Below are 26,012 nucleotides of genomic sequence, written 5' to 3' on the forward strand. Positions count from 1 at the left end.
ACACCTCCATGCGTAAACCTCTCGTCCGCGCGCTTGCCGTCGCGCTCGCCGGCCTGTCTCCGGTCGCGTTCGCCGCACCGGCAGCCGACACTGCCGAACAGACCACGACCCAGTTGCCGCGCGGCGTCACGCCCACGCATTACGACGTCTCCATCGTGCCGCACGCCGAGAAGCTCAGCTTTGACGGCAAGGTGTCGATCGATGTCACGGTGGCCCAGCCCACCACCTCGATCACCCTCAATGCGCTGGGGATGACCTTCGGGAAGGTCTCGCTCGCGCCGGCCAAGGGCAAGGCGACGTTCGCCGCGCCCAAGGTAGCCGTCGACGCCGATGCCCAGACCGCCACCTTCACCTTCGACCATGCCATTCCGGCGGGCGCCTATCGCCTGTCGCTGGAATACACGGGCAAGATCGGCACGCAGGCCAACGGCCTGTTCGCGATTGACTACGACACCGAGCACGACGGCAAGAAGCGCGCGCTCTACACGCAGTTCGAGAACTCCGACGCGCGTCGTTTCATCCCGTCGTGGGACGAGCCGGCGTACAAGGCCACGTTCACCCTGGATGCCACGGTGCCCTCGGGCCAGATGGCCGTCAGCAACATGCCGGCCGCCTCGAAGAAGGATCTCGGCAATGGCCTGACGAAGGTGAGCTTCGCCGCGACGCCGAAGATGTCGACCTACCTGGTGTTCTTCGGCCTGGGTGATTTCGAGCGTGCCACCACGATGTCCGATGGCGTGGAAATCGGCGTGATCACGCAGAAGGGCAAGATCTCGCAGGCGCAGTTCACCCTCGACAGCGGCAAGGCCGTGTTGCAGGAATACAACGCGTACTTCGGCGTGCCGTATCCGCTGCCGAAGCTCGACAACATCGCGTCGCCGGGCCAGAGCCAGTTCTTCTCGGCGATGGAGAACTGGGGCGCGATCTACACCTTCGAATACGCGTTGCTGCTCGACCCGTCGTTCTCCACGCCGTCCGACAAGCAGGAAGTGTTCAACACCGCCGCGCACGAAATGGCCCACCAGTGGTTCGGCGATCTTGTGACGATGCGCTGGTGGGACGACCTGTGGCTCAACGAAGGCTTCGCCTCGTGGCTGGCGTCGCGCACCACGGAGCGCTTGCATCCGGAATGGCATACGGAGCTCGAGGCCGTCGGCATCCGCGAGCAGGCGATGAATCAGGACTCCATCGCGACGACGCATCCGGTCGTGCAGCACGTGGCGACGGTGGAGCAGGCCAGCCAGGCCTTCGACAGCATCACCTACTCCAAGGGCGAGTCGGTGATCCGCATGCTGGAGGCCTACGTCGGTCCCGACGCATGGCGCAAGGGCGTGCAGGATTACATCAAGGCCCACGCCTATTCGAACACCGTGTCGGACGACCTGTGGAAGGCGATCGACACGGCCGCCGGCAAGTCGGTCAGCACCATCGCGCATGATTTCACCCTCCAGCCGGGCATTCCGCTCGTGCGCGTGGAGTCGGTGTCCTGCGCCAACGGCAGCACCACGCTGAAGCTGTCGCAGGGCGAGTTCACCCGCGATCGCCCGGACAAGACGCCGCTGCGCTGGCACGTGCCGGTGACCGCGAAGGTCGTCGGCGGCGCGCCGGCCTCGACCCTGCTCGACGGCCAAGGCTCGCTGACCGTCGCCGGTTGCGGCCCGGTGCTGGTCAATGCGGGCCAGACGGCGTATTACCGCACCGCGTACAAGCCCGAGCAGTTCAAGGCCTTGCAGGACGTCTTCACCAAGCTCGAGCCGATCGACCAGCTGGGCCTCGTGTCCGACACTTGGGCACAGGGCATGGCTGGCGTCCAGCCCACCTCGAATGTACTCGACCTGATCAAGGCGACGCCGCTGGACGCGTCGCCGTTGCTGTGGGATGAAATCTCCGGCAACTTCACTTCGCTGGACGCCTACTACGACGGCGATGCAAAGCAGCAGGCCGTGTTGCGTAAGTACGCCGTGAGCCGCCTTTCGCCGAAGCTCGACGAGCTGGGCTGGGAGCCGAAGGCCGGCGAGGCATCGCCGGTGGCGATCCTGCGTTCCGACCTGATCGCGTCGCTGGGCCGCCTGGGCGATCCGAAGGTGCTTGCCGAAGCGCGTCGTCGCTACGAAACCGACAAAATGCCTGCGGAATTGCGCAAGGTGATTCTGGCCGTGGTCGCGTATAACGCCGATGCCGCCACCTGGGACAAGATGCACGCCGCTGCCAAGGCGGAGAAGACCCCGCTGGTGAAGGATCGCCTGTACACGCTACTTGCCGCGCCGAAGGACAATGCGCTGGCCAAGCGTGCGCTGGAGCTGGCGCTCACCGACGAGCCGGGTGCGACCAATAGCGCTGCGATGATCTCCCGCGTGGGTAACGGGCATCCGGAGCTGGCCTTCGAATTCGCCACCGCGCACAAGGAGAAGGTGGATACCTTCGTCGACGGCACCTCATCGTCGCGCTACTACCCCGGACTGGCGCGCAACTCGCTCGACCTGGCGACGATCCCGAAGATCGAGGCCTTCGCCCAGAAGTACATCGCGGCTACGTCGCGTCGCGAGGCTGAAAGCGCGGTCGCCAACATCCGCTATCGCAACCAGGTGCGCAAGGAGCGTCTGCCTGCCGTGGATGCGTGGCTGAAGAAGAACGGCTGATGAGGTGAAGGGAAACCCCGTCGACCTGCGGTCGGCGGGGTTTTTTTGTGGGTGCGGACCGGCTCAGACGTTGCAGGCGGCGGTCAGGGCATCGCGGAATCGTTCGGCGTCGACGAGCTTCGCCGCCAGCACGCCCTTGAAGCGGTCGCCCATGCCGCAGGTCGGCAGGCGATACAGCTCGGCATCGTCGCCGCGACGGTCTGCACCGTGCGAGACGAGACAGCTGCGATCCAGCGAGACCACCACGGTACCCGCGCAAAGACGACGAGCCAGCGCGTTGATGGTCGTATCGCCCATGCCGGTAACGGCCTGCGCGCTGATGTCGATGTTGAGGAAGTGTCCGCACGCATGGGCGAACTCGTAGACATCCAGCAGCAGCACATCGGTGCTGGCGAATTCGCGAACGGATAGCCCCGGCGGCAGCGGGCCCGGGTCGAATAGGCGCAGCATGCGTCGCTCGCCGGCCAGTTCCAGCGTGGCGGCCACGGTGTCGATATGCGTCTGCGCGGAAACCAGCAACACACGCGCCTCGGCGAAGAGATCGCTCTGCTTTGCCACAAAGGCGGCGGAAAGATGATCGTTGGCGCCGTGCGACAGCACCGAAAGCGTCGGGCCCTTGCCATCGCCGATCTCGGTGGCCCGACCCGTGCGTGTGCCGGGCACGAGCTGCCAGCGGGCGACGGTATGGCCGGGCAGGCCGGATGGATCGATCACGTCGTCGCCGATAGCGGCGATCAGGCCGGTGACGACACCGCTCCGCGCGGCGGCGACGGCCTGGTGCCAGGCCTTGCCGCCGGGAGAGCGTTCGAAGGCGGAGGCCGTGACCGGCTCGCCGGGACGAGGAAGACGTGGCACCCGCCAGCGCTCTTCCTCGTGGTAACCGCCGACGACCAGGAGACGGACGGCGGGCATTCGATCAGAAGCGTTCGAGCACGCCGGCGATGGTCGCCGTCATGAAGGTGGCGATGGTGCCACCCAGCACGGCGCGCAGGCCGAGACGGGCGAGATCGCCACGACGGTTCGGGGCAAGGCCGCCGATGCCGCCGAGCTGGATCGCGATGGACGAGAAGTTGGCGAAGCCGCACAGCGCATAGGTGGCGATGAGGCGGCTTTCCGGCTGCAGGTCCTGCAGGTGACGGGCGAGGTCCGCATACGCCACGAATTCGTTGATGACGACCTTCTGGCCGATGAAGCTGCCGACCAGGGTGGCGTCCTGCCAGGGCACGCCGATGAGCCAGGCGACCGGCGCGAGGACCCAGCCGAAAATGGTTTCGAGGCTCAGCACCACCGGATGGCCGGCATGCGCCGTCAGCCAGGCGTTGACGCTGTGATCGCCGCCGAGCGTGCCGACCCACTGCACCGGCGCGTTGACCAGTGCGATGAGGGCGATGAAGGCGAGCAGCATGGCGCCGACGTTCATCGCCAGCTTGAGGCCGTCGCCCGCGCCACCGGCGGCGGCGTCGATGACGTTGGCGGTGGTCTTCTCGACTTCCATGCGCACCGTGCCGCGGGTCAGCGGCTCTTCGGTTTCCGGCACGAGGATCTTGGCCAGCACCATGGTAGCCGGGGCGGCCATGACGCTCGCGGTGAGCAGGTGCTTGGCGAAGAACATGCGCTGTGCCGGATCGTCGCCGCCGAGCATGGCGACGTACGCGGCCATCACCGAGCCGGCAATATGGGCCATGCCGCCGATCATGACGGTCATCAGCTCGGCCTGGGTCATGCGCTCGATGTACGGCTTGATCGTGAGCGGGGCCTCGGTCTGGCCGATGAACACGCTGGCGCAGACGCTGGTGGTCTCGGCGCCGGACACGCGCATCACCTTGGTGATGACCCACGCCATGCCCTTGACGATCTGCTGCATCACGCCCAGGTGGTACAGCACGCCGGTGAGGGCGGCGAAGAACACGATGGTGGGCAGCACCTTCACGGCGAAGATCACGCCGAACTTCTCGCTGTCGAGCAGGCTGCCGAAGATGAAGCGCGACCCCACGTCCACGTAGTCGAGCAGGCGCACGAAGCCCGTGGCGATGGTGTCGAAGACGTCGCGGCCCAGGGGCACCTTCAGCACGATCGCCGCGAAGACGATCTGCAGGCCAACACCCGTGGCGACGAGCTTCCAGTCGACCACGCGCTTGTTGTTGGAAAAACAGAAGGCGATGGCGATCAGCGTCGCCAAACCGAACAGGCCAAACAGTACGTGGCCCAAGAGACCCAGCATCGTGACTTACCCCTTGCGAAGGCCGGGGGTAGCCCCGTGACCGCTTTAAAAAACGCGAGGTTACGGGAGGTGGGCGCAGGGGGCAAGGCGCGCTGCGGAAAAGCCTTTCGTATCAGCGGAGACAACCCGGGGCGACCGGCTCGTCGCACCGGCGCAGGCCGGTGTCCACCGCCTTGCGTCGGGCCAGGCGAAGGCGCCTAATCGGCGATCCCCACCCAAGGCAGCAGGCCGGCCTCATGAATCTTTTCCTCACCATCGCCCTGGTCCAGCTGGTGGCCCTGATCACCCCGGGTCCGGACTTCTTCTTCGTCTCCCAGCTCGCCGCCAGCCGCTCGCGACGCGAGGCGATCGCGGGGGTGATCGGCATCGCCCTGGGCGTGGCGGTCTGGGCGGCACTGGCCCTGCTGGGTCTGCAATTGCTGCTGCATCGCCTGGCCTGGCTGGAACGCGGCATCGCCATCGCCGGTGGCGCCTACCTGTGCTGGATGGGCATCCAGATGCTGCGGGCCTCGTGGAAGGCCAAGCCGGACGCGGCCGTTCCCGTGGTGGACGTCCACGATTCCAGCCCGGGCCGCGCCCTGCTGCGCGGCCTGTTGACGAACCTCGCCAACCCGAAGGCCGCGATCTATTTCGCCTCGATCTTCTCGGCCTTCCTCGGCGAGGGCGTGCAGCCGGCCGCGCGCTGGGGCTTGTGGGCGCTGGTCACGGCGGAAACCGCCCTGTGGTTCGGTGTGGTGGCGGCCATCTTCGCCCTGCCGGCGATGCGTCGGGGCTATGTGCGCGCCGCGCGCTGGATCGACGGTGGGGCCGGGGCGATCTTCACCCTGTTCGGCCTGCACCTCATCCTCGGTCGCCGGGCGATCTGAGGATCGCCCTCCCTGTTTAGCTCTTTTCCAGGTTCCGCCCCACCTGCGCCAGGCTGGTCGCGAAGCGGGCCAGGTCAGGCGGCAGCATGCCCCGCAGGGCATCCGCCGCCACCTCGGCCACCAGGGTCCTGACCCGGTCGGCCATGCGCTTGCCCAGGGTGGTCAGCGCGATGTCCACCAGGCGCCGGTCGGCGGTGTTGCGCTCGCGGCCCATCAGGCCCCGTTCGATGCCGGCATCCACGGCATGGGTGACCGTGCTGGCGTTGACGCCGCAGGCCATGGCCAGTTCCGTGGAGATCATGCTCCGGCGTCCGGCCAGCAGGAGGAGCATCTCGGCCTGCAGGGCCGTGATGCCGAACTCCCGCTGGGCGCGGCGTCCCACCGCGTCGCGAAGGCGGGAGCCGGCCAGCATGAGGTCGCGCCCCAGGGCCAGGGCGGCGGAAGGGCTCGTGTCGCGCTCGATCATGATGTCGCCATGTTCAAAGGCGGGACGATCGGCGTTGGGGGCCGCAGGGGCCTTGGCTTCGACGTCCATCAGTTTGCCGACCTCCGCCATGCGCCCGGCGGGATACCCACGGTGCGGGTGAACACTCGGGTGAAATGGCTCTGCTCGGCGAAGCCGCAGGCCAGCGCGACATCGGCCAGGGTCATGTCGCTGGAACGCAGCAGGGTCTGCGCGCGCTCGATGCGCCGATCAAGCAGCCAGCGATGCGGTGGCTTGCCCATGCTGCGGCGGAAGGCGCGGGAAAAGTGGTTCACCGACAGGCCACAGGCTTCCGCGACGGCGGAGACCGGGAAGGACTGGTCGAGCCGCTCTTCCATGAACGCGACCGCGCGGCGCTCCTGCCAGCCGGCGAGGCCGCCGCGGGTGATGCCGTTGGGCTCCGGCACGGAAGTGCCGCACGGCAGGATGGCTCGCAGGGCGAGGGCGACGTGGGCGACCAGCGGCGTATTGGGCATGTCGGTGCGCAGGCTGTCGAAGAGGATGCTGGCCAGGGTCCGCACGGCCGGGGGGTGGCCTTGCGTGCAGGTCAGCCCCTCCGCATGCCGGCGGAACAGGATCGCCCCCGTGCCATCGCCGTCCGTGGGACGCGCGGCGCGATAGACCAGCAACAGGTCGTCGGCCGTGCCGTCGAGCACGATTTCGGTCAGGGCGGCGCGGCCGCGAAGGTTTTCGAGGAGGTTTTCGGCACCGGGGCGGTCGCCACGATCCAGTGCGGCGGAGCGCTGGGCGAGGTCGACGATCACGGTGGCCGGGCGGGGTGTGGCTTGGGGAAGGGGGTTTTCGATGCGGTACATCGGGCCGATCCTCTCGGCGCTCGGGGGGAGGATCGAAGCATTGCGCACGCAAAGATTACGCCCTACCCCCGAATGGGGTAGGGGTCGAAAACGTTATGTGACGCAGCGCACGATGGCGACCAGGGCGACTACCAGGATCACCGCGAGGACGATGTGCCGGAAGTACGGGCCGCCCGATATACCGCCGTCGTAGCTGGCATCGTCGAAATCATGCGATGCGTCACGCGGGTGGCGTACGAAGGGAAGGCGTAGGCGTTTGCGGCGGGACATGGCGCGATGGTCCGCCGACGCGCGTCAACGCTACGTCGCTCAGCGGGCGACGCGCGAGGTGTTTTTCAGCTCGTCGAGCACCTCGGTACCGCGGACGTCGATATGGTCGAGGTTGTTCACGTAGAACCGCACGAAGGCCGATTCGGCGTTCGTCGGCATCCAGGGCTTGGCCCACGCAAAGACGACGCAGCGGCCACCCTCGTCGATCAACTTGTCGAGCCGGGCCTTGAGAAGCCTGCGTACGGCATAGGCCTCGATGTCCTTCGCCGCGAGGGTGATCGTGGGGCGTAGCTCGGTGTCGTCGTGGCGGAAGGGCCGCGAGAAGGTGAGGAAGTAGCCGCCTTCCTTCGTCGCCCGAATGGAGGCCTTGCCCCACCATACGGCGCGCGTGCCGGTCAGCTCGGCGACCTTCTGCCGGTAGACGTTGCGAAACAGCGCGGCGTAGGTGGTGGTTTCGCCACCGATCTCCACGCTGGCTTCGTCGAGGTCGTCGTCGCGGCGATGCTCGAGGAACTTCTGCACCAGCGACGAGAGACGGTAGTAATGGCTCGCGCGCTTCGCGGTGCCGGTGACGCCGCTGGTACGACGGGGGGCTAGCCCGTCGTGCGATACGCTGGCAGGCGCGGTCACGGAAGGCGCGGCGCGGAAATGATCCGCCGGTCGCTGGGCCTCGAAGACGTCGGGTTTGTTTTCTTCTTTCTCCCCGCCACGCGCGTGCACTACCTCGCAGGTGGCCGCGTGGTCTTCCAGCCGTCGCGAGCGGAAGTACGGGCGGATACGCAGGTTCTGCTCGGGTTTTTCCAGGCAGGCGCAGATCAGGTGCGCCTCGCAACCCTGGCCCACGCAGAGGAAGGTCGCGTCGGCGCCGAGCAGGTCGGCCCAGTACAGCTCGTAGGCGCGCTCGGCGCTTAGCCGTTCGTCGCGTTCGGGGGTGATGGCTTCGTCGATCGCCACGTATCCGTTCCATTCCCTGATGGTCGGGGCAATGTACACCCCAGGGGGTTGCGCGCAGGTCGTTCGGGTTTGCTACGCTCCGCGCCCATGATCCTGCCCTTCTTTCTGCTGCTCCTCGTCATCGGTCTCCTGCTGCTGTGGCGTCGCCGCCGCCGTTCGGGGCCGGTCTTCATCGTACTGGCCCTGGCCTGGCTGTTCTTTGCCGGTTGCGGGCCGCTGACCGGCCTGCTGCTGGGTAACCTGCAGTCGGGTTTCGCCCCCGATGTGGCGACCTGGGGGCAGCGCAACTTCATCATCCTGCTGGGCGCGGGTACCGTGCGCAGTGGTCCTGGCATCGTGGAGCAGAGCCTCTACGCCAACGGCCGCATCCTGCGGGCCGCCGAGCTGTATCGCTCGTGCAAGGCCACGGGCGCGGAGTGCAAGCTGGAAGTGAGTGGCGGTGACGCCATGAAGCTGGGGCGCTCCGAAGCCGAGACCTACGCCATTACGCTGGATCGCCTCGGCGTGCCGCGCGCGGACCTGGTCCTGGAAGGCAACAGCATGAACACCTTCCAGAACGCGCAATTCACTCGCCCGCTGCTGATGAGCTTCGGCGCGGACAAGGTGGTGCTGGTCTCCTCGGCCGTGCACCTGAAGCGTTCCGTGCTGTACTTCTCGCATTTCGGCATCCGTGCCGAACCGGTGCGTGGCGATTACGTCACCGCCCGCTACGATTGGCTGCCGTCGTCGGAAAACATCTTCTTCGCGGATTTCGCCATCCATGAGTACACCGGCGTGCTTCGCTACAAGCTCTACAACGCCATGGGCTGGAACGTGCCGAAGATTCCTGAAGACTCTCTGACCGCGCCCACACATACGTAACATTTGGCCGCTTATGCTGGCCCACCCGTCCAGCCACGACCTCCCAAGGAGAAGCCCGTGAAACATCGCTACATCCTCGCCGCGCTGCTGGCCACCGCCTCGCTCGCCCCGGCCGCCTTCGCGCAGCCGCAGAAGGCCGCCCCGGCTCCGCAGGCCCAGCAGGAGGCCGCGCCGGCCGCCAACCCGGCCGCGCAGATTCCCGCCGCCGACAAGCAGGCCATCCAGAATTACAACCTGAACGACGATGTGTTCAACCGCATCGTGAAGGTGTCGCAGGAAGCCAAGAAGCAGGGCATCCAGCCGAAGAACGCGCAGACCGACTTCTCGAAGATCCACTCGCTCGACGATCTCGCCAAGCAGATCACCGACTCCGATCCGCGCATCGGGCCCCTGATCAAGGCCAATGGCTTCACCCCGCGCGAGTTCCTGCTCGCCAATCTCGCGGTGACCAACGCGGCCATCGCTTCGGAAGCCAAGAACAACCCGCAGCTGGCCGGCTACGTCGATCAGTCGAAGGTGAACCAGAAGAACGTGGCCTTCTACGAGGCGCACAAGGACAAGATCAACGCCTTGATGGCGGAAGACCAGGGTAAATAAACGCATCGCGCGAAAGTGCGCTCCACCAGTAGGAGCGCGCTCGCGCGCGATAGCCAACGAAGCAAAGAAGCGGAGGCCCGGCAAAGGCCTCCGCTTTTTTATGTCTTACTTCGAACCATGCAGCGCATGCTTCAGATCACGCATCTGATCATGCCCGCTTTTCACTGAAACGTACGCCTCGTTGATCAACGAACGCGTACCGGCAGTGACGTCGTTATCCTTCAACGCGTCCTCGTACTTCGCCTTGATATGGTCTTCGCCGCGCTCGACTTCATCGACGATGGCGACATCGTCCTTCGAGCCCATCTTCGCGCGCAGTTCGACGAACATGCGATGGGCCTTCGCGAGTACGGTGCCATCGTCCTCGGGCTTGCCGCCGAGCGAGCTCACCTGCTGCTGCAGACGCGTCGCCACCTGGCGACGTTCGGCGGCGCGCTGCTGAAACGACGCGGCATAACGCGTGTTGTGCGCATCCTTGGCGGCCTCGCCGTAACCTTCGGCACTGTCGATCGTGGTCTCGATGAGGCCGTTGAGGATCTTGATGTCATGGTCGGTGCTGGTCATGGCGTATCTCCGTGGGTTGCGGGAGGTGCCAGCATCGCGTTCGTGGGCGGCACGGCATCGTGAAGACCCTGTCGCCACCTCCACCACGGACGTGCATTCGTTCATGCTCGTCCGGTGCATACTCGAGACTGATTCATTGCAGGGAGACGCACCCATGGCATCCAATCGACGCGCGCTGGTGACCGGCGCCTCCGCCGGTATCGGCGAAGCTTTCGCACGCGAACTCGCGCGCCGCGGCCACGATCTCGTGTTGACGGCGCGTCGCGCGGATCGGCTGGAATCCCTGGCCGCCGAATTGCGCGATCGCCACGGTGTGGAAGCGATCGTGGCGCCGCTCGACCTGTCGCGCGTCGACGGCCCCGAGGCGCTGGTCGCCGCGCTCGACGCGCAGCATCTGCATGTCGACGTGCTGATCAACAACGCCGGTTACGGCTTGCCCGGATACCTCGACGAGCAGCCCTGGGCGGCGCATGCCGCGTTCATCCAGCTGATGATGACGGCGCCCGTCGAACTGGCCTACCGGCTATTGCCAGGCATGAAGGCGCGCGGCTATGGCCGCATCGTCAATGTCGCCTCGCTGGCGGGGCATATCCCGGGTTCAGCGGGGCATACGCTCTACGGGGCTTCAAAAGCCTTCCTCATCAAGTTCTCGCAGTCGCTGGCGCTGGAAACCAAGGGCAGCGGGATTCACGTCACGGGGCTCTGCCCAGGGTTCACCTATTCGGAATTCCACGATGTGAACGGCTCGCGTGACATGGTTTCCAAGATGCCCGGGTATCTGTGGATGGATGCCACCACGGTGGCGAAGCAGGGCATGGACGCGGTGGAAGCCGGCAAGGTCGTGCTGGTCAACGGCAAGGTCAATACGGCGATCAAAGTGCTCTTCAAGCTGCTTCCGGACGCCCTGACCCTGAAGATGGTCGAGCGCCAGGCGCATCGGTTCCGCGTGGGGGGCGACCGGTCGGGACCATGACCAATGGCATACGCCGGGGCGGTCCCCGGGGGCTAGCCTCGTCCGGTTCGCGGCGCGACCCGTGCCGCCGTGCCATCACGGGGAATCCCTCCTATGTCCAAACATCATCCGGCGCTGGCTGGTGCCATCTTCTTCGGTCTGATCGGGGCCGCCTCCGCCCAGGCGGTGAGCGTCGACGACTATCGCCGCGCCGACAGCATGCTGGCCAACAACACGATGCCGCTGGTCGACCACTCGGTCCAGCGCGTGAAGTGGATCGACGACGGTCACCTCTGGTACCGCGACCACGACAAAGACGGTGACCAGTACCTGCGCCTGGACCTCGCCACGGGCCAGGCCAGCCACGCCTTCGATCGCGACAAGCTGGCCAAGGCCCTCGCCACGGCCACCGGCAAGAAGGTGGACGCCGGCAAGCTGCCGGTGAGCGATTTCGTAGTGCGTCCCGACGACGGCCTCGACGTGACCTCCGGTGGCAAGCAGTACGTCTGCGACAAGCTGCTCGACAAGTGCGACCTGGCAGCGGTGAAGAAGGACCCGAACGGCAAGCCCTACGGCGAGGAGCCGGGCCTGAAGTCGCCGGACGGCAAGTCCGAAGCCTTCATCCGCGACTGGAACCTCTGGGTGCGCGATATCGCCACCGGTGCCGAGACTCGCCTGACCACCGATGGTGTCAAGGATTTCGGCTACGCCACGGATAATGCCGGCTGGAAGCACACCGACGAGGCCATCCTCGTGTGGTCGCCGGATTCAAAGAAGATCGCGACCTTCCAGCAGGACCAGCGCAAAACGGGCGAGATGACGCTGGTCAGCGTCAACGTGGGCCACCCGAAGGTCGATACCTGGAAGTACCCGCTGCCGGGCGACAAGGACGTGACGATGATTGAGCGCGTCGTGATCGACGTGCCGACCAAGAAGATGGTCCGCTTCAAGATGCCGGCCGATCAGCATCGTTCCACACTCTGCGACGACATCTCGTGCAGCCCGGGCGTATGGGATGACGTGCGCTGGGCCGCCGACGGCAAGAGCATTGCCTTCGTGTCGACCTCGCGCGACCATACGCATGAGTGGTTCCGCGTGGCGAATCCGGAAACCGGCGCCGTGCGCACCGTGTTCGAGGAAAAGGCCAAGACCTATTTCGAAAGCGGCAACGGCATGGCCAATTGGCAGTACGTGCCCGAGACCGACCAGGTGATCTGGTTCTCCGAACGGAGCAACTGGGGCCACCTGTATATGTACAGCCTGAAGACCGGCAAGCTCGAACAGCAGATCACCAGCGGCGACTGGAACGTCACCGAGGTGCTGCGCATCGATCCGAAGACGAAGACGATCTGGTTCCGTGGCGTCGGCCGCGAGAAGGGCGTCGATCCGTACTACCAGCAGTTCTACAAGGTGGGCTTCGACGGCAAGGGCCTCACGCTGCTCACGCCGGAGAACGCGGACCATACGGTCTCGATGTCGAAGGACGGTACGTACTTCTTCGATTCGTACTCCACCATCGATACGCCGCCGGTCGCCCTGGTTCGTCGCGGCGACACGGGTGCGACGGTGAAGGAAGTCGCACGCGCCGATATCTCGCGCCTGAAGGCTGCCGGTTGGGTGCCGCCGACCGCATTCACCGTGAAGGCGCGCGACGGCAAGACCGATCTCTACGGCCACATGTTCAAGCCGTCGAACTTCGACGCGTCGAAGAAGTATCCGCTGGTCGTCTACATCTATCCGGGTCCGCAGACCGGTTCGGTGCGCACGCGCAGCTTCGTGCCCTCGCATGGCGACAACCAGGCGTTGGCCGAGCTCGGCTTCGTCGTGGTCGCGGTGGACGGCATGGGTACGCCGTGGCGTTCCAAGGCCTTCCATGACGCCTACTTCCAGAACATCGGCGATAACACGCTGCCCGACCAGGTCGCGGCGGTGAAGCAGTTGGTGCAGAAGAACGCCTGGATCGACGGCAACCGCGTCGGTATCTGGGGCCATTCGGGTGGCGGCAATGCCACGGCCACCGCGATGTTCCGCTATGCCGACGTGTTCAAGGTGGGCATCTCCGAGTCGGGCAACCACGACAACCGCAACTACGAAGACGACTGGGCCGAGAAGTGGCAGGGCCTGCTGGTTACCGACAAGGACGGCAAGTCGAACTACGACGACCAGGCCAACCAGAAGTGGGTCGACGGGCTCAAGGGCCACCTGATGATCGCCCACGGCACCTCGGACGATAACGTGCCGCCGTACGAGTCGCTGCTGGTGGTGGACGCGCTGATCAAGGCCAACAAGGACTTCGATCTGGTGATGATCCCGAACGCCCATCACGGCTACGGCGCGGCCACGCAGTACATGACCCGTCGCCGCTGGGATTACTTCGTGCGTTACCTCAAGGAGGAAACGCCGCCGAAGGAATTCAAGCTGACACCGATCGAGCGGTGATCCCGTAGGAGCGCGCTGGCGTGATCGCGCGCAAGCGCGCTCCTACAAAAGCAGAGCCCCGCTGACCTGTAGGAGCGCGCTTGCGCGCGATCCCACGCGTCAGGCGGCGGATACCGGCACGAAACGCATCGCCACCGCGTTCATGCAGTAACGCAGCCCCGTCGGATCGGGTCCATCGTCAAAGACATGCCCCAGGTGCGCGCTGCACCGGGCACAGCTGATCGCCGTACGATCCTCGAACGCCAGGCTCCGGTCATCACTCTGCACGACGTTCCGCCGCGAGATCGGCTGCCAGAAGCTCGGCCACCCGGTACCCGAATCGAACTTCGTCGCCGAGTCGAACAAGGCCGTGTCGCAGCCGATGCAGCGATAGATGCCATTGTCGTGGCGATTCCAGCCAGGCCCGGAATAGGGCCGCTCGGTGCCTTCTTGCCGGGTGACGACATAGGCACGCGGATCGAGCTTCGCCCGCCACTGCGCGTCCGTCAGCACGACGCGCGGCTCCTTGCAGGCGCCCAGCGGCTTCTTATCCGGCGCGAAGCAGTCGAGGGTCACCTCGCCGGGCGTGGCCGGCGGCGGCGCCTCGGCGGCGACGGCAGGACGCGTCCCGCGCAACAGGAACGGCAGGGACACGGAAAAGGCCGCCGTGGCGGCCAGGACGCCGAGGAAACGACGGCGCTCGGGATCGGTGCTCATACAACCTCCGGGAGCAGGGAAGGGCGCCATCGCGCCCCTCCCATCAAGACCGGTCGTCCCGCGTTCGCCTTACATCAATCGTCCACCCAGTGGCATTCGCGCTTGGTGGTGTAGGTGGCGTTCTTGTCCTGGTGGTTCTTCTGGATCTGGTTGCCCGCGTAGCCGCCGCCTACCGCACCGGCCACGGTCGCCAGGGTCTTGCCCTTGCCGCCGCCCACCTGGTTGCCCATCAGTCCGCCCGCGACGGCGCCGACACCGGTACCGATCAGGCGGTTGTCGTCCTTCGAGTTGATCTGCTTGACCTGCACGTCGCGGCAGACCTGATGCTGGCTGCGGCGGGCCTGGGCTTGGGCGGGAGCGGTCGCGACGGTACCTGCGGCGAGGGTGAGCGCGGCGGCTGCGATGAGGTGGAGCTTCATGGCGTGTCCTCCTTTTCGGTGGCCTCCACTAGTACCGCCGGTGCCGTGACAGCCGGGTCAACAGCGGACGCCTTGGTGGACATGGCGTAGGGACGCGGACGGATCGGCGTACCACGCGCCTCGGCCACGGCTTCGGTCAGTTCGGCCCCTAAAAGCAGGATCAGCGCGGAGTAATAGACCCAGACCAGCAGCACCACCACGCCGCCGGCCGGTCCATACGGACCGCCGACATTGCTGCGTTCCAGATAAATGCCGATCGCGAACTTGCCCACCACGAAGAGCAGGGCCGTGAGACTGGCGCCGATCACGGCATCGCGCCATTCGATGATGGCGTCGGGAAGCACCTTGTAGATCGCGCCGAAGACCACGATGAACACGGCCAGCGAAACGATCATCTCCAGCACGTGCCAGCCCGTGGTGCCGCCGCGGACGAAGACGGCGATCATGGCGCTCGCCGAGAAGGAAATGACCAGCAGGAAGGCCACGGACAGGAGCAGGCCGAGCGCATGCAGGCGGGCGCGCAACCAGCCCAGGATCGCCCGGCTGGTGTTGCCCGGCCTGGGTTGCAGGTTCCACACGCGGTTCAGCGCCCCCTGGAGCTGGGCGAACACGGCCGAGGCGCCGATCAGGGTGACCCCCAGGCCGATCACGCCGGCCATGCTGCCAACGCTGGGTTTCTCCTTGGCGTTGGCGATCAACAGCTTCACGGCGTCGGAGGCGCGCGGGCCCACGAGGCCGTTGAGGCTGTCCACGAGTTGGGCCTGCCATTCCGGGCGCAGCGACGCCACCACCCAGAGCAACAGCACGAGCAGCGGCGCGAAGGAAAGGGCGGAATAGAACGCCAGCGCCGCCGCGCGGGTCATCAGCTCGTCGTCGCTGAAGCCTTTGGCGGTGGTCCGGACGACCTGCCAGCCGAGTTTGATCCGTCGATCCACGCGTGTCCTCCGTCGGTACGGGGACAGGGTGGTAGGTGGGGCGCGAAAGAAACGTGGAGCGAGGGGCGGAGGCCTCAGCCCATCTGCGCGATGGCCTCCGGAATCCCCGCCGCGCCGCGCACTTCCACCACGCGCTCGGTCATCGTGAAGCCGGTCACCACTTCGTGCGCCCAGGTGCTGTGATAAGGCATGTATACGCCCCAGCCGCCCAGTTCCACGACCGGCGCGATGTCGGATTTCAGCGAGTTGCCGACCATGGCGAAGCGCTCGGCCGGCACGTCGAACTCCCGGAACAGGCGCGCATAGGCGGCCGGGTCCTTCTCGGAGACGATCTCGATGCGGTGGAACACGTCGGCGAGGCCGCAGCGGGCGACCTTGTTTTCCTGGTGGAACAGGTCGCCCTTGGTGATGAGCACCACGCGGTGGGTCTTCGCCACGGTCTCCACGGCGTCGCGGATGCCGGGTAGCAGGTCCACGGGGTGGGCCAGCACGTCCTTGCCCAGGCGCACGATGCGGTGGATGTCACGGGCCTCGATGCGGCCCTCCGTCAGTTCGATGGCCGATTCGATCATCGACAGGGTCATGCCCTTGGCGCCGTAGCCGAACAGCGCGATGTTGCCGCGCTCGGTCGCGAGCAGGCTGTCGTGCAGGCCGTGGCTGCCCAGGTCGATGTACTTGCCGAGGATGGCCTCGAACTCGTCCTGGGCGCGATCGTAGAACTCCTGGCTGTGCCAGAGAGTGTCGTCGCCGTCGAAGCCGATGAGTTCGATCATGGAGTAGGTATCCGTCATGCCGCAACGGCGTAGCATAGCGCCATGTACGAATTTACCGATATTGCCTGTCCCTACTGCGGCGAGACCATCGAGGTCGCCGTGGACACCTCCGCCGGCAGCCAGACCTACATCGAGGACTGCCAGGTCTGCTGCCGCCCCATCGTGATGCGGCTGGTGGTGGACGAAGGGGATGACACCTTCGACCTCTCCGCCTCGGCGGAAAACGAGGGGTGATCCAACGAAAAGGCCCGGGGATGCCCCGGGCCTTGTGGATCAGAACGCGACGCTGGTCTTCAGGCCCAGGATGAACGCGTTGTCGCGCTTGTTGCTGCCGCCCGGATCCTGAATGTACTGCAGGTTGGGACGGATGGCGATCGAGGGGATCGGCGACCAGCTGTAGAACACTTCGGTCACCTTCTCGTAGCCACTCTGCACGATCTGCGCCTGGCCCGGGTTGGCGGCGTTGAACAGGCGCTGGCGCTTGGCGTACTCGCCGTTGGCATGCGAACCGCCGAACGCCACGCCGATGAAGTCGTTCGGGCGATCGAAGATGCCCTTGTACTCCATGCCCAGCGCGATCTGGTTGTTGGTCTGCGAGGTCGAGTGGTCGGCCGAGGTGATGTTCAGGAACACCGTGGCGCCCTTGCCGCCGGCTTCGCCGGTGATCTGCTGCTGGAAGGTGATCCACGCGCCCTGGCGCGAGTCATGCTGCAGCGGCTTGGCGTCGGTGAGGGCGATCGGCTGGTGGTTCACGTCGTAGAACAGGTCGTTGCCCTTGGACGTGTTGTACCAGACGCCGACGCGGTACGAACCCGGCAGGCCGTTGACCATGGGCTTCCAGCCGAACTCCAGCGGGATCAGCGCACCGGTGGTGCCGCCCGGGTTGTTGAGCTTCCAGCCGTTGCGACGGGCCCACTGGTCGTTCACGTAGTTCGGGTTGACCTGGTAGGCCGCGATCTGCACGAAGGTGTCCTTCGTGGTGTCGAGCTTGAGGATGGTGGCCCACTGGCTGGTCGGCCAGTTGACCCAGTAATCGCCCACGATGTTGCCGGGCTGGGCGCCGCAGAAGGTCAGGTTCTGGAAGTCGCAGGAGAACGAGCCGATGTTCTCGCCGACCGGCAGGCGGCCGATCGTCCAGGTCAGGCGGTCGTTGAAGAACTTCTGCTCCAGGGCGAACATCGTCAGATGCCAGGTCTGGCCGCGGCCGTAGACTTCCTGGATCAGCTGGTTGTTGCCGATGTTGGCGTCGGCGCCGATGTTGCGGCCGTTACGGTCGGTGATGATCAGCTTGAAGGTGCCGCCGCGCCAACCCCAGAGCTTGTCCAGGTCGAAGGTGCTGCCGAACTTCCATTGGTCGGTGTAGCGGGTGATGTGCTTGTCACCACCGGAGAAGTTATGTGCCGCCTCGAAACCGTAGCCGAAGTCGAACGTGATGCCCTTCTCGGCGAGGCGGGTGCGCTCGCCACCCCAGTCGCCGAACAGGTATTTGCTGTTGGCAAGGTCGTCGGCATGGGCCGCGGAAGCGGCGAAACCGAGGCAGGCGACCATGAGCCCGGCAAGTGGCCGTTGTTTGAGATTAATGCGCATGTACCCTTCTCCCTGAAATGACAAAATTACGCTTTTTCGTGATTGGGTTTTGATTATTTAAGTTGCAACGCACAACATTTTCACGGCGTTCAACCGGCGCATTCTAAGGGTTTTGTCTTACTAATGCGTCGGCATGGCGAATTCCGCGCCGGCGCTTTCATCGTGGTTCAGCCAACGCTGTGTAATGGCCTTCTGTTTTGTGTAGAAGCGCACGGATTCCGGGCCGTGGGCGTGGTGGTCACCCATGAGACTCTTCTTCCATCCACCGAAACTGTGGAATGCCATGGGCACCGGAATGGGAATGTTTATGCCGATCATGCCTACTTGTACACGGTGTCCGAATTCGCGTGCGATTTGTCCATCCCGCGTGAAGATCGCCGTGCCATTACCATATTCATGTTCGTTGATCAGGTTCAATGCGCTGGCGAAATCCGGCACACGTACGACGCACAGTACCGGTCCGAATATCTCCTCTTTGTATATGCGCATATCGGGAGTAACGCGGTCGAACAGGGTTCCCCCTACGAAGAAGCCTTGCTCGCAGCCCGGTACTTGGTAGCCGCGCCCGTCCACCACCAACTCGGCGCCGGCGACCACGCCGTCGTCGATATAGCCGGTGATGCGGTCGCGGTGGACACCGGTGACTACCGGACCCATCTCGATACTTTCGTCCAAGCCCTGGCCGATGCGCAGGGCTTCCACGCGCGGCTTCAGCTTGGCCACGAGGGCATCGGCGGTGGCCTGGCCCACGGCGACGGCCACGGAAATGGCCATGCAGCGTTCACCCGCCGCGCCGTAGCCGGCACCCATGAGCGCGTCGGCGACCTTGTCGAGGTCGGCGTCCGGCATGATCACCATGTGGTTCTTGGCGCCGCCCAGCGCCTGGACGCGCTTGCCGTGGGCGGTACCGCGCGCGTAGATGTACTCGGCGATGGGCGTGGAGCCCACGAAGCTGACCGCTCGCACCAGGTCATGGTCGAGCAGGGCATCCACGGCGGTCTTATCGCCGTTGACCACGTTGAACACGCCGTCCGGCAGGCCGGCTTCCTTGAGCAGCAGGGCCAGCTCAAGGGCTAGAGAGGGATCGCGTTCGGAGGGCTTGAGCACGAACGTGTTGCCGCAGGCGATGGCCATGGGGAACATCCACATGGGCACCATGGCTGGGAAGTTGAAGGGGGTGATGCCGGCGCAGACGCCGAGCGCCTGGCGCATCGTCCACGCGTCGATGCCGTTGGAGATCTGTTCGGTGTACTCGCCCTTGAGCAGTTCGGGGATGCCGCAGGCGTACTCGACGACCTCAAGACCGCGCACCAGTTCGCCCTTGGCATCGGAGAGCACCTTGCCATGCTCGGCGACGATGACCCGGGCGAGCCGATCCATGTCGCGCTCGATCAGCTCCTTGAAGCGGAACATCACGCGCGCGCGGCGCAGGGGCGGGGTCTGCGACCACGTGCCGAAGGCGGCATGCGCGGCGCGCACGGCGGCGTCGACATCGGCGACGGAGGCGAGGTCCACCTCGGCGGCCACTTGGCCGTGGGCGGGGTTGTAGACGGGGGCGCTACCGATCGGCGCGCCGCCGTAGGGCTTGCCGGCGATGAAATGACCGATGCGGGGAAGGGACTGGCTGGACGGCTGGGCGGACATGTTCGCTGTACTCCGATCGCGCGTCAGCGCGCGATCATCCATTCGTGGGCGGGATCGTTGCGGAAGTGCCATTCGCGGCGCGGGCCGGCCATCACGTTGAGGTAATAGCCGCGGTAGCCGTGCGGCATCACCACGGGGTGGTAGCCACGCGGCACCATGACCACGTCGTGATCGCCGACGGCCATCGATTCGTCGATGTCGCGCTCGTCGGTGTAGACGCGCTGGAAGGCGAAGCCCTGCGGCGGATCGATGCGGTGGTAGTAGGTTTCCTCGAGCACGCTCTCTTCCGGTAGCGCGTCGGTATCGTGCTTGTGCGGCGGATAGCTGGACGAATGGCCGGCAGGCGTGAGTACCTCCACCACCAGCAGCGACTCGGCGGCTTCCGTCTCGGGAAGGATGTCGCAGACGTAGCGCGTGTTGGCACCCGTACCACGCACCGAGCGCTTCATCGTGGCCGGATCGATCAGGCGCACCGGCAGCTTGCCGGTGGCGGGCGCGCTGGCGATCGCCAGTTCGGCGTCGCTGGAGGCGCGGATGCGGTACACGGAAGAAGGCGGTGCGTAGACGGCGTGCGGCGAACGATCGTCGAACACGCTGCTCCGGCCGCCAAGGTTCTTGAAGTCCTGGCCGTCCACCGAGATGTCGACGGTACCCGTGAGCACGACGAGGCAACCCTCGCGGTCGGCCGGCAGGCTCACCGTCGTGGATTCGCCGGCACGCACGCGGCGTGCCTCGAAGCCGACGTGCTTCCAGTGAGCGGACTCCGGCGTGACGGTGACGATGGTTTCACCACGATCCGCCGCTTTGACAAGCAGGCTTATGCGACCTCCTGGACCGTTTCGCGGTCGAGCAGCGAGCGCAGGGTGCGATAGCCCTTGTTGGCGAACTCGTAGCTCGGGGCGACCGAGGGATCCTGTTCGGCCTCGACGACCAGCCAGCCGCGGTAGCCGTGCGACTTCAGGCGTTCGATGATGGCGGCGAAGTCGATGATGCCGTCACCCGGTACGGTGAATGCACCGTTGAGCACCGATTGCAGGAACGTCCAGTGGCGATTGCGCGCGATTCGCACGACGCCCGGGCGGACATCCTTGCAATGCACGTGGCAGATGCGTTCGATATGACGATCGAGCACGGTCAGCGGGTCGCCGCCACCGAAATAGGTATGGCCGCTGTCGAACAGCAGGCCGACATCGTCGCCGGTATTTTCCATCAGGCGATCAACATCATCGGGCGATTCCACATAGGCGCCCATGTGATGGTGATACGCGAGGCGTACGCCGTGCGACAGCGTGAACTTCGCGAATTCGGTGAGACGGTCACCGTAGGCCTTCCACTCGGCGGCCGTACGGAAGCGGGGGCGCTTGTAGAGCGGTACGGCTTCGCCCTGGATGGCATCGGCCACTTCACCGTAAACCATCACCTTGCAACCGTTCTCCGCGAGCAGGCGAAGATGCTTGCCGACGGCTTCGCATTCCTCCTTCGCGCTGCGCGCCGCGACGCGACCGGAGTACCAGCCCGAGACCACGTCGAGGCCGTAACCGGCCATCAGCTCGCGCAGCTCGGTGGGATCCTTCGGGAACTTGTTGCCCAGCTCGAAGCCTTCGTAGCCGATGGCCTTACCTTCGGTGAGCGCGGTGGAGAGCGGCGTTTCACCACCCAGCGACGGAAGGTCGTCGTTGCTCCAGGAGATAGGATTGATGCCGATGCGTATGGGATCGTTCTTCATGCTGACGTGTTCCTGGCCTTGCGGCCCACGGTGGCGGATTCGTAGCCGGCACGCGCGTCGCGCACCGATTCCCGCGTGGAGACTTCCGGCACGGCCACTTCCCACCAGGCGCCGCCATCGGCGGTGGTGCGCGTGTGATCGGTGTCGATGCTGATGAGGTAGGTGCGGTCCGCGGCCCGGGCGCGCTCCATGGCGGCTTCAAGGCCGGCGATGTCCGCGACGTGCTCGGCGATGGCGCCCATGGCGCGGGCGTGCGCGGCGAAGTCGATATGCGGCGCGCCGTGACGGCCTTGCACGCAGTGATCGAACATGTTGTTGAACGGGGCGCTGCCGGTGGCCTGCTGGAGACGATTGATGCAACCGTAGCCGCGATTGTCGAGGACGACGACGATGAGCTTGGCATCCAGCATCACCGAGGTGGCGATTTCGGAATTCATCATGAGATAGCTGCCGTCGCCGACCATCACGATCACTTCGCGATCCGGTGCGGCCATTTTCGCGCCGAGGCCACCGGCGATCTCGTAGCCCATGCACGAGTAGCCGTATTCCATGTGGTAGCCGCCGGCCGTCTCGGTGCGCCAGAGTTTTTCCAGTTCGGCAGGCAAGGTACCGGCCGCGCAGACCACGATGTCGCGCTGCGCGGAGAGCGGCGACGAGCGCTGTACGGCGCCGATGACCTCGCCGTCGTAAGGCAGCTGTCCGGGAGGCGCCTTGCGCTCGCCGGTGATGCGGGTGACGGTGTCGACCCATTCGCGTGCCGCGTCGCGGGCACGCTGGGTCCAGGTCTCCGGTGCGGCCCAGCCCTCCAGGCCGAAGCTCAGGTCGTCGAGCACCACGGCCGCGTCGCCGACCACCTCCACGCCATCGCCCTTGAGCGAATCGAAGGCGTTGACGTTGACCGAGAGGATCGGCACATGGCGGAACAGCGCATTGGAACCGGTGGTGAAATCCTGCAGGCGCGTACCGACGGCGATCACGAGGTCGGCATCGCGAAGCAACGTGTTGGCAGCGGTGGAACCGGTGACGCCGGCGGGGCCCAGTTGCAGCGGATGGTTCCACGGCATCGCGCCCTTGCCGGCCTGCGTCTCGCAGACGGGCACGCCGTGGCGATCGGCGAAGGCGATCAGTTCGGGCGTGGCCCGGGCATAGAGGGTGCCGCCGCCGGCGACGATCACCGGCCGCTCCGAGGCTTCGATGGCGTCGAGGGCCGCCATCAGCTCGTCGTCGGTGGGGATCGGCGCGCGGAAGACGATTTCGCGCGGTTCGAAGAAGGACGCGGGGAAGTCGTAGGCCTCGGTCTGCACGTCCTGCGGGAGGGCGAGCGTCACGGGGCCGCAGGCGGCGGCGTCGGTCAGCGCGCGGATGGCGCGCGGCAAGGCGGTGAGCAACTGTTCCGGTCGGACGATGCGATCGAAGTATCGCGACACCGGTCGCAGGCAGTCGTTGACCGAGACGGTGCCGTCGGAGAAATCCTCCAGCTGTTGAAGCACGGGGTCCGGCGCGCGCGACACGAAGATGTCGCCCGGCAACAGCAGCACGGGCAGGCGGTTGACGTGCGCGAGCGCGGCGGCGGTGACGAGGTTGGTGGCGCCGGGGCCGATGGAGGTCGTGACCGCCATCATGCGGTGACGCATGTTTGTCTTGGCGTAGGCGATAGCGGCATGGGCCATTGCCTGTTCGTTATGTGCGCGGAACGTGGGCAGCTCGTCGCGCGCCGCATGCAGTGCTTCGCCGAGACCGGCCACGTTGCCGTGCCCGAAGATCGCGAAGACGCCACCGAACAGCGGCACGGCGTTCTCCTCATCCGCGTCGCGACAGCGCAACGCGGCGAGGTAGCGCACCAGGGCCTGGGCACAGGTGAGGCGGACGGTGGCACTCATGCGGCGGCGCCTTCCTTCAGTGCGGGATGCGAGGTCTTCCGGCCCTGGCGCCACAGTTCGATCATCCGCTCGAAGGCGGCACGTGCCTGGGCGATGAAGGTGGCATCGTCGATGCGGCCGGCCAGCCATTCGCCAGCGGGTTCCTTGAACAGCGTGCGGCCCACGGCGAAGCCACGGCAGGTGCGGCTGCCGGCGGCGGCCACGAAACCTTCGGCCAGCGTTTCCACCGGCGCGTTGAGGCCGAGCAGGACGACGCCACGGCAGTAGGGATCGCGTTCCTCGATCAGCGCGTCGACGGCTTGCCAGGTGTCGCGACCCAGCGGGCACAGCTTCCACCAGTCGGGCTTGATGCCGATGTTGTAGATGCGCTTGAGCGAGCGCAGCGTGAGCTCGTCACGATGCGCCTGGTCACGGCAGTTCGGCGGAATGACTTCGAGCAGCAACTCGTGGCCGCTGATCTTCGCCGCGTCGTACAGGGCGTGAAGCTGGGTTTCCTGTTCCAGGCGATGCATGGCCGGTGCGTCGGGATCGAACGCGACCAGGCACTTGATGACGTGTTCCTTCGGCCAGCTGACGAGCTGGCTGCCGATCGAGCGACCGCGTTCGAATTCGAGTGGGTTGGAACCGGGCAACTCGACCGGGCGACCGATCCACCAGCCACGCCCCGTGGCGGCGTTGAGCGCGTCCTGGCCGTAGCGATCGTCGGAGAGCAGGCCGACGTGGCCGTGCAGCTTGCCGGCCTGTTCGGTATCGGCGATGACCTGGACCAGTAGTTCCTTCAGCCGTGGGATGCGCGCTTCGTCGCCGCCGACCTCGCGCGCCAGTTCGAAGAACGGGGTGCGGTGATCGAAAGCGAACACGTACAGCTCGTCCCACACCTTGCGAGCGATGGCGGTGCGATGCAGGTGGGACAGTTCGGCGTCGAGGTCCGGGCGGCGGATGGCACCGTCGCGTGCGAGCAAGGCGTCGAGTTCGTCGCGGCACGGCATGGCCGGTGCGCAGGCATGCCGGGAAACGACGATGGCGCCGCAGGCGTTGGCGAAGGCGCAGGCGCGTTCCAGCGATTCGCCGCCGAGCCAGCCGGCGAGGAAGCCCGACAGAAAGGCGTCGCCAGCGCCGAGCACGTTCAATACGTCGACGCGGCTGCCGCGATAGGTTGGGGCGTCGTCGATGTCGGCGGGCACGGGGCCGTCGACGATGCTGCATCCCAGCGGGCCGCGCTTTACGACGAGGGTGGCCTCGCTGACGGCACGAACCGCACGCAACGCCGCGATCAGGTCGGCGCTGCCGCCGGCGATGAAGCGTTGCTCGCCATCGGCACGGCCGGTGAGCCCCCACAGGACCGGGCGATAGTCGATATCCAGCACGGTGCGGACATCGTGCTTGCGGGCCAGTTCCAGCGCGCGGCTGGCGGCGGCATGCACGCCGGGCTGCGAGAAATGCGTGCCGGTGATGGCGAGCGCACGGCAACCGGCAAGGAAACCCTCGTCGATATCGTCGGGCGTCAGCGCCATGTCGGCGCAGTTCTCGCGATAGAACAGCAGGGGGAAGGTCTCGCGATCCTTGATACCCAGGATCGCCAGGGCGGTGAGGTGGTCCGGATCGACATGGATCTGGCTGGTGTCGCTACCTTCGCCGGCCAGTGTCTCGGTAAGGAATCGCCCCATGTGGTCGTCGCCGACGCGGGCCAGCATGGCCGAGCGCAGGCCGAGGCGCGCGGTGCCGAAGGCTACGTTGGCCGATGAGCCGCCCAGGTACTTGGCGAAGCTGGTGACGTCCTCGAGACGCGCACCGATCTGCTGGGCATAAAGGTCCACCGCGAGGCGGCCGAGGCAGGCCACGTCGATGGGACGGGAGGAGGAACGGGGCAGGGGGCTACGCATGAGTGGTTTCCGTGTTCAGGCCGCGCGGCCTTCCAGTTCGTCGACGAGGCTTTGGATCTCGGTGCCGCCGGCCATCATGTCGAGCACTTCTTCCTTCGAGATGTCGCTCTTGGCGAAGGTGCCCATGGATTGGCCACGGTTGAGCAGCGTGAAGCTGTCGGCGATGGGATAGGCGTGATGTACGTTGTGGGTGATGAAGATCACCGAGATGCCGCGCTCGCGGGCCTTGTGGATCAGCTTGAGCACGTTGCACGACTGCTTGACGCCAAGAGCGGCCGTCGGTTCGTCGAGGATCAGCACCTTGGCGCCGAAATGGATCGCGCGGGCGATGGCGAGGCACTGCCGTTCGCCGCCGGACATGGTGCCCACGGCCTGGCCGGCGTCGCGCACGAAGATGCCCATCTCGGCCAGCTTCTCGCGTGCCGTCTCGTTGGCGTAGTTCATGTCGATCACGGGGATCACGCCGAACAGCTTGCGACGCGGCTCGCGACCGGCGAAGAAATTGCGGGCCACGCTCATCAGGGGTACCAAAGCAAGGTCCTGGTAGACCGTGGCGATGCCGCGATCGAGCGCTTCGCGCGGTGAGCCGAAGCGAACCGCCTGGCCTTCCACGCGGTACTCGCCGCTGCTGGGCTGGTGCACGCCGGCGAGCGTCTTGATGAGGGTGGACTTGCCTGCACCGTTGTCGCCGAGCAGGCAATGGACCTCGCCGCGCTTCAAGCGCAGGGTGACGCCTTGCAGGGCGATCACCGTGCCGAAGAACTTGCTGACGTTGTCCAGTTCGAGGATGTATTCGTCGGCCATGGC

General features: G+C 65.9%; 25 protein-coding genes. 7 read left to right on the top strand and 18 right to left on the bottom strand.

Annotation, left to right across the window (positions count from 1 at the left end):
* Window positions 1-8 precede the first annotated feature (8 nt).
* Window positions 9-2,639 carry a M1 family metallopeptidase gene (locus GAK28_RS06685; protein ID WP_291776436.1) on the top strand — a complete coding sequence of 877 codons (2,631 nt, stop codon included), beginning with the start codon at window positions 9-11 and terminating at the stop codon, window positions 2,637-2,639.
* Between the two features lie 63 nt (window positions 2,640-2,702).
* Here GAK28_RS06685 and GAK28_RS06690 read toward each other — a convergent pair whose 3' ends face one another.
* Together GAK28_RS06690 and GAK28_RS06695 are read right to left on the bottom strand one after the other, a co-directional pair.
* On the bottom strand, window positions 2,703-3,551 hold the full coding sequence (locus tag GAK28_RS06690) for a PfkB family carbohydrate kinase (RefSeq protein WP_291776438.1): 849 nt from the start codon (window positions 3,549-3,551) through the stop codon (window positions 2,703-2,705).
* 4 nt (window positions 3,552-3,555) lie between these two features.
* A complete protein-coding gene (locus tag GAK28_RS06695) occupies window positions 3,556-4,860 on the bottom strand; it encodes a nucleoside transporter C-terminal domain-containing protein (protein ID WP_291776440.1) in 1,305 nt (434 codons plus the stop codon).
* A 236-nt stretch (window positions 4,861-5,096) separates the two neighbouring features.
* On the opposite strand from GAK28_RS06695, the gene rhtC reads away from it, so the two are divergent.
* Window positions 5,097-5,726, top strand: coding sequence for a threonine export protein RhtC (gene rhtC / locus GAK28_RS06700; protein WP_291776442.1), 630 nt, complete (start codon window positions 5,097-5,099; stop codon window positions 5,724-5,726).
* Window positions 5,727-5,742: 16 nt separating this feature from the next.
* Here the strand turns inward: rhtC and GAK28_RS06705 are convergent, their stop codons facing one another.
* The 4 genes from GAK28_RS06705 to GAK28_RS06720 all read right to left on the bottom strand — a co-directional run bounded on the left by GAK28_RS06705 (window position 5,743) and on the right by GAK28_RS06720 (window position 8,249).
* Entirely contained in the window at window positions 5,743-6,261 is a 519-nt protein-coding gene (locus GAK28_RS06705; RefSeq protein ID WP_291776444.1) for a MarR family transcriptional regulator, read from the bottom strand.
* Window positions 6,261-7,025, bottom strand: a complete 765-nt coding sequence (locus tag GAK28_RS06710) for an AraC family transcriptional regulator (RefSeq protein ID WP_291776446.1) — start codon at window positions 7,023-7,025, stop codon at window positions 6,261-6,263. The genes GAK28_RS06705 and GAK28_RS06710 overlap by 1 nt, the downstream gene beginning before the upstream one ends.
* 93 nt (window positions 7,026-7,118) lie before the next feature.
* Entirely contained in the window at window positions 7,119-7,295 is a 177-nt protein-coding gene (locus GAK28_RS06715) for a hypothetical protein (protein ID WP_291776447.1), read from the bottom strand.
* Window positions 7,296-7,334: 39 nt separating this feature from the next.
* Complete coding sequence (locus GAK28_RS06720) at window positions 7,335-8,249, bottom strand: hypothetical protein (RefSeq protein ID WP_291776449.1); 915 nt, start codon at window positions 8,247-8,249, stop codon at window positions 7,335-7,337.
* Window positions 8,250-8,336: 87 nt separating this feature from the next.
* On the opposite strand from GAK28_RS06720, the gene GAK28_RS06725 reads away from it, so the two are divergent.
* A complete protein-coding gene (locus GAK28_RS06725; protein ID WP_291776451.1) occupies window positions 8,337-9,110 on the top strand; it encodes a YdcF family protein in 774 nt (257 codons plus the stop codon).
* A 57-nt stretch (window positions 9,111-9,167) separates the two neighbouring features.
* Window positions 9,168-9,707: a hypothetical protein gene (locus tag GAK28_RS06730; RefSeq protein WP_291776453.1), complete on the top strand. Its 540-nt coding sequence runs from the start codon at window positions 9,168-9,170 to the stop codon at window positions 9,705-9,707.
* Between the two features lie 105 nt (window positions 9,708-9,812).
* On the opposite strand, the gene GAK28_RS06735 is transcribed toward GAK28_RS06730, so the two are convergent.
* Window positions 9,813-10,271 carry a PA2169 family four-helix-bundle protein gene (locus GAK28_RS06735; protein WP_291776455.1) on the bottom strand — a complete coding sequence of 153 codons (459 nt, stop codon included), beginning with the start codon at window positions 10,269-10,271 and terminating at the stop codon, window positions 9,813-9,815.
* Between the two features lie 154 nt (window positions 10,272-10,425).
* On the opposite strand from GAK28_RS06735, the gene GAK28_RS06740 reads away from it, so the two are divergent.
* Both GAK28_RS06740 and GAK28_RS06745 read left to right on the top strand, forming a co-directional pair.
* Window positions 10,426-11,244: an SDR family oxidoreductase gene (locus GAK28_RS06740; protein WP_291776457.1), complete on the top strand. Its 819-nt coding sequence runs from the start codon at window positions 10,426-10,428 to the stop codon at window positions 11,242-11,244.
* 93 nt (window positions 11,245-11,337) lie between these two features.
* Complete coding sequence (locus tag GAK28_RS06745) at window positions 11,338-13,662, top strand: S9 family peptidase (RefSeq protein WP_291776459.1); 2,325 nt, start codon at window positions 11,338-11,340, stop codon at window positions 13,660-13,662.
* Between the two features lie 99 nt (window positions 13,663-13,761).
* Here the strand turns inward: GAK28_RS06745 and msrB are convergent, their stop codons facing one another.
* From msrB to GAK28_RS06765, 4 genes are all read right to left on the bottom strand, one after another.
* Complete coding sequence (msrB, locus tag GAK28_RS06750) at window positions 13,762-14,358, bottom strand: peptide-methionine (R)-S-oxide reductase MsrB (RefSeq protein ID WP_291776461.1); 597 nt, start codon at window positions 14,356-14,358, stop codon at window positions 13,762-13,764.
* A 74-nt stretch (window positions 14,359-14,432) separates the two neighbouring features.
* Complete coding sequence (locus tag GAK28_RS06755; RefSeq protein WP_291776463.1) at window positions 14,433-14,777, bottom strand: glycine zipper 2TM domain-containing protein; 345 nt, start codon at window positions 14,775-14,777, stop codon at window positions 14,433-14,435.
* Entirely contained in the window at window positions 14,774-15,712 is a 939-nt protein-coding gene (locus GAK28_RS06760; protein ID WP_291776464.1) for a YihY/virulence factor BrkB family protein, read from the bottom strand. Before GAK28_RS06760 ends, GAK28_RS06755 begins: the two co-directional genes overlap by 4 nt.
* 74 nt (window positions 15,713-15,786) lie before the next feature.
* Window positions 15,787-16,485 carry an HAD family hydrolase gene (locus GAK28_RS06765; RefSeq protein ID WP_291776466.1) on the bottom strand — a complete coding sequence of 233 codons (699 nt, stop codon included), beginning with the start codon at window positions 16,483-16,485 and terminating at the stop codon, window positions 15,787-15,789.
* 42 nt (window positions 16,486-16,527) lie between these two features.
* Between GAK28_RS06765 and GAK28_RS06770 the strand changes: the two genes are divergently transcribed.
* A complete protein-coding gene (locus GAK28_RS06770) occupies window positions 16,528-16,719 on the top strand; it encodes a CPXCG motif-containing cysteine-rich protein (RefSeq protein WP_291776468.1) in 192 nt (63 codons plus the stop codon).
* A gap of 39 nt (window positions 16,720-16,758) precedes the next feature.
* Here GAK28_RS06770 and GAK28_RS06775 read toward each other — a convergent pair whose 3' ends face one another.
* The 7 genes from GAK28_RS06775 to GAK28_RS06805 all read right to left on the bottom strand — a co-directional run bounded on the left by GAK28_RS06775 (window position 16,759) and on the right by GAK28_RS06805 (window position 26,009).
* Window positions 16,759-18,072 (bottom strand): carbohydrate porin, encoded by a 1,314-nt coding sequence (locus GAK28_RS06775; RefSeq protein ID WP_291776470.1) that lies wholly within the window; start codon window positions 18,070-18,072, stop codon window positions 16,759-16,761.
* A 120-nt stretch (window positions 18,073-18,192) separates the two neighbouring features.
* Window positions 18,193-19,716, bottom strand: a complete 1,524-nt coding sequence (locus GAK28_RS06780; RefSeq protein WP_291776473.1) for a CoA-acylating methylmalonate-semialdehyde dehydrogenase — start codon at window positions 19,714-19,716, stop codon at window positions 18,193-18,195.
* A 23-nt stretch (window positions 19,717-19,739) separates the two neighbouring features.
* Window positions 19,740-20,537: a 5-deoxy-glucuronate isomerase gene (gene iolB, locus GAK28_RS06785; protein ID WP_291776765.1), complete on the bottom strand. Its 798-nt coding sequence runs from the start codon at window positions 20,535-20,537 to the stop codon at window positions 19,740-19,742.
* Window positions 20,534-21,442 carry a myo-inosose-2 dehydratase gene (gene iolE, locus GAK28_RS06790; RefSeq protein WP_291776475.1) on the bottom strand — a complete coding sequence of 303 codons (909 nt, stop codon included), beginning with the start codon at window positions 21,440-21,442 and terminating at the stop codon, window positions 20,534-20,536. The genes iolB and iolE overlap by 4 nt, the downstream gene beginning before the upstream one ends.
* Window positions 21,439-23,322, bottom strand: coding sequence for a 3D-(3,5/4)-trihydroxycyclohexane-1,2-dione acylhydrolase (decyclizing) (gene iolD / locus GAK28_RS06795; protein WP_291776477.1), 1,884 nt, complete (start codon window positions 23,320-23,322; stop codon window positions 21,439-21,441). Before iolD ends, iolE begins: the two co-directional genes overlap by 4 nt.
* On the bottom strand, window positions 23,319-25,205 hold the full coding sequence (locus GAK28_RS06800; RefSeq protein WP_291776479.1) for a 5-dehydro-2-deoxygluconokinase: 1,887 nt from the start codon (window positions 25,203-25,205) through the stop codon (window positions 23,319-23,321). The genes iolD and GAK28_RS06800 overlap by 4 nt, the downstream gene beginning before the upstream one ends.
* Before the next feature lie 15 nt (window positions 25,206-25,220).
* Window positions 25,221-26,009 (bottom strand): ATP-binding cassette domain-containing protein, encoded by a 789-nt coding sequence (locus tag GAK28_RS06805; protein WP_291776480.1) that lies wholly within the window; start codon window positions 26,007-26,009, stop codon window positions 25,221-25,223.
* Window positions 26,010-26,012 lie beyond the last annotated feature (3 nt).

It is taken from the genome of Luteibacter sp. (assembly GCF_009912395.1).
Lineage (GTDB): Bacteria > Pseudomonadota > Gammaproteobacteria > Xanthomonadales > Rhodanobacteraceae > Luteibacter.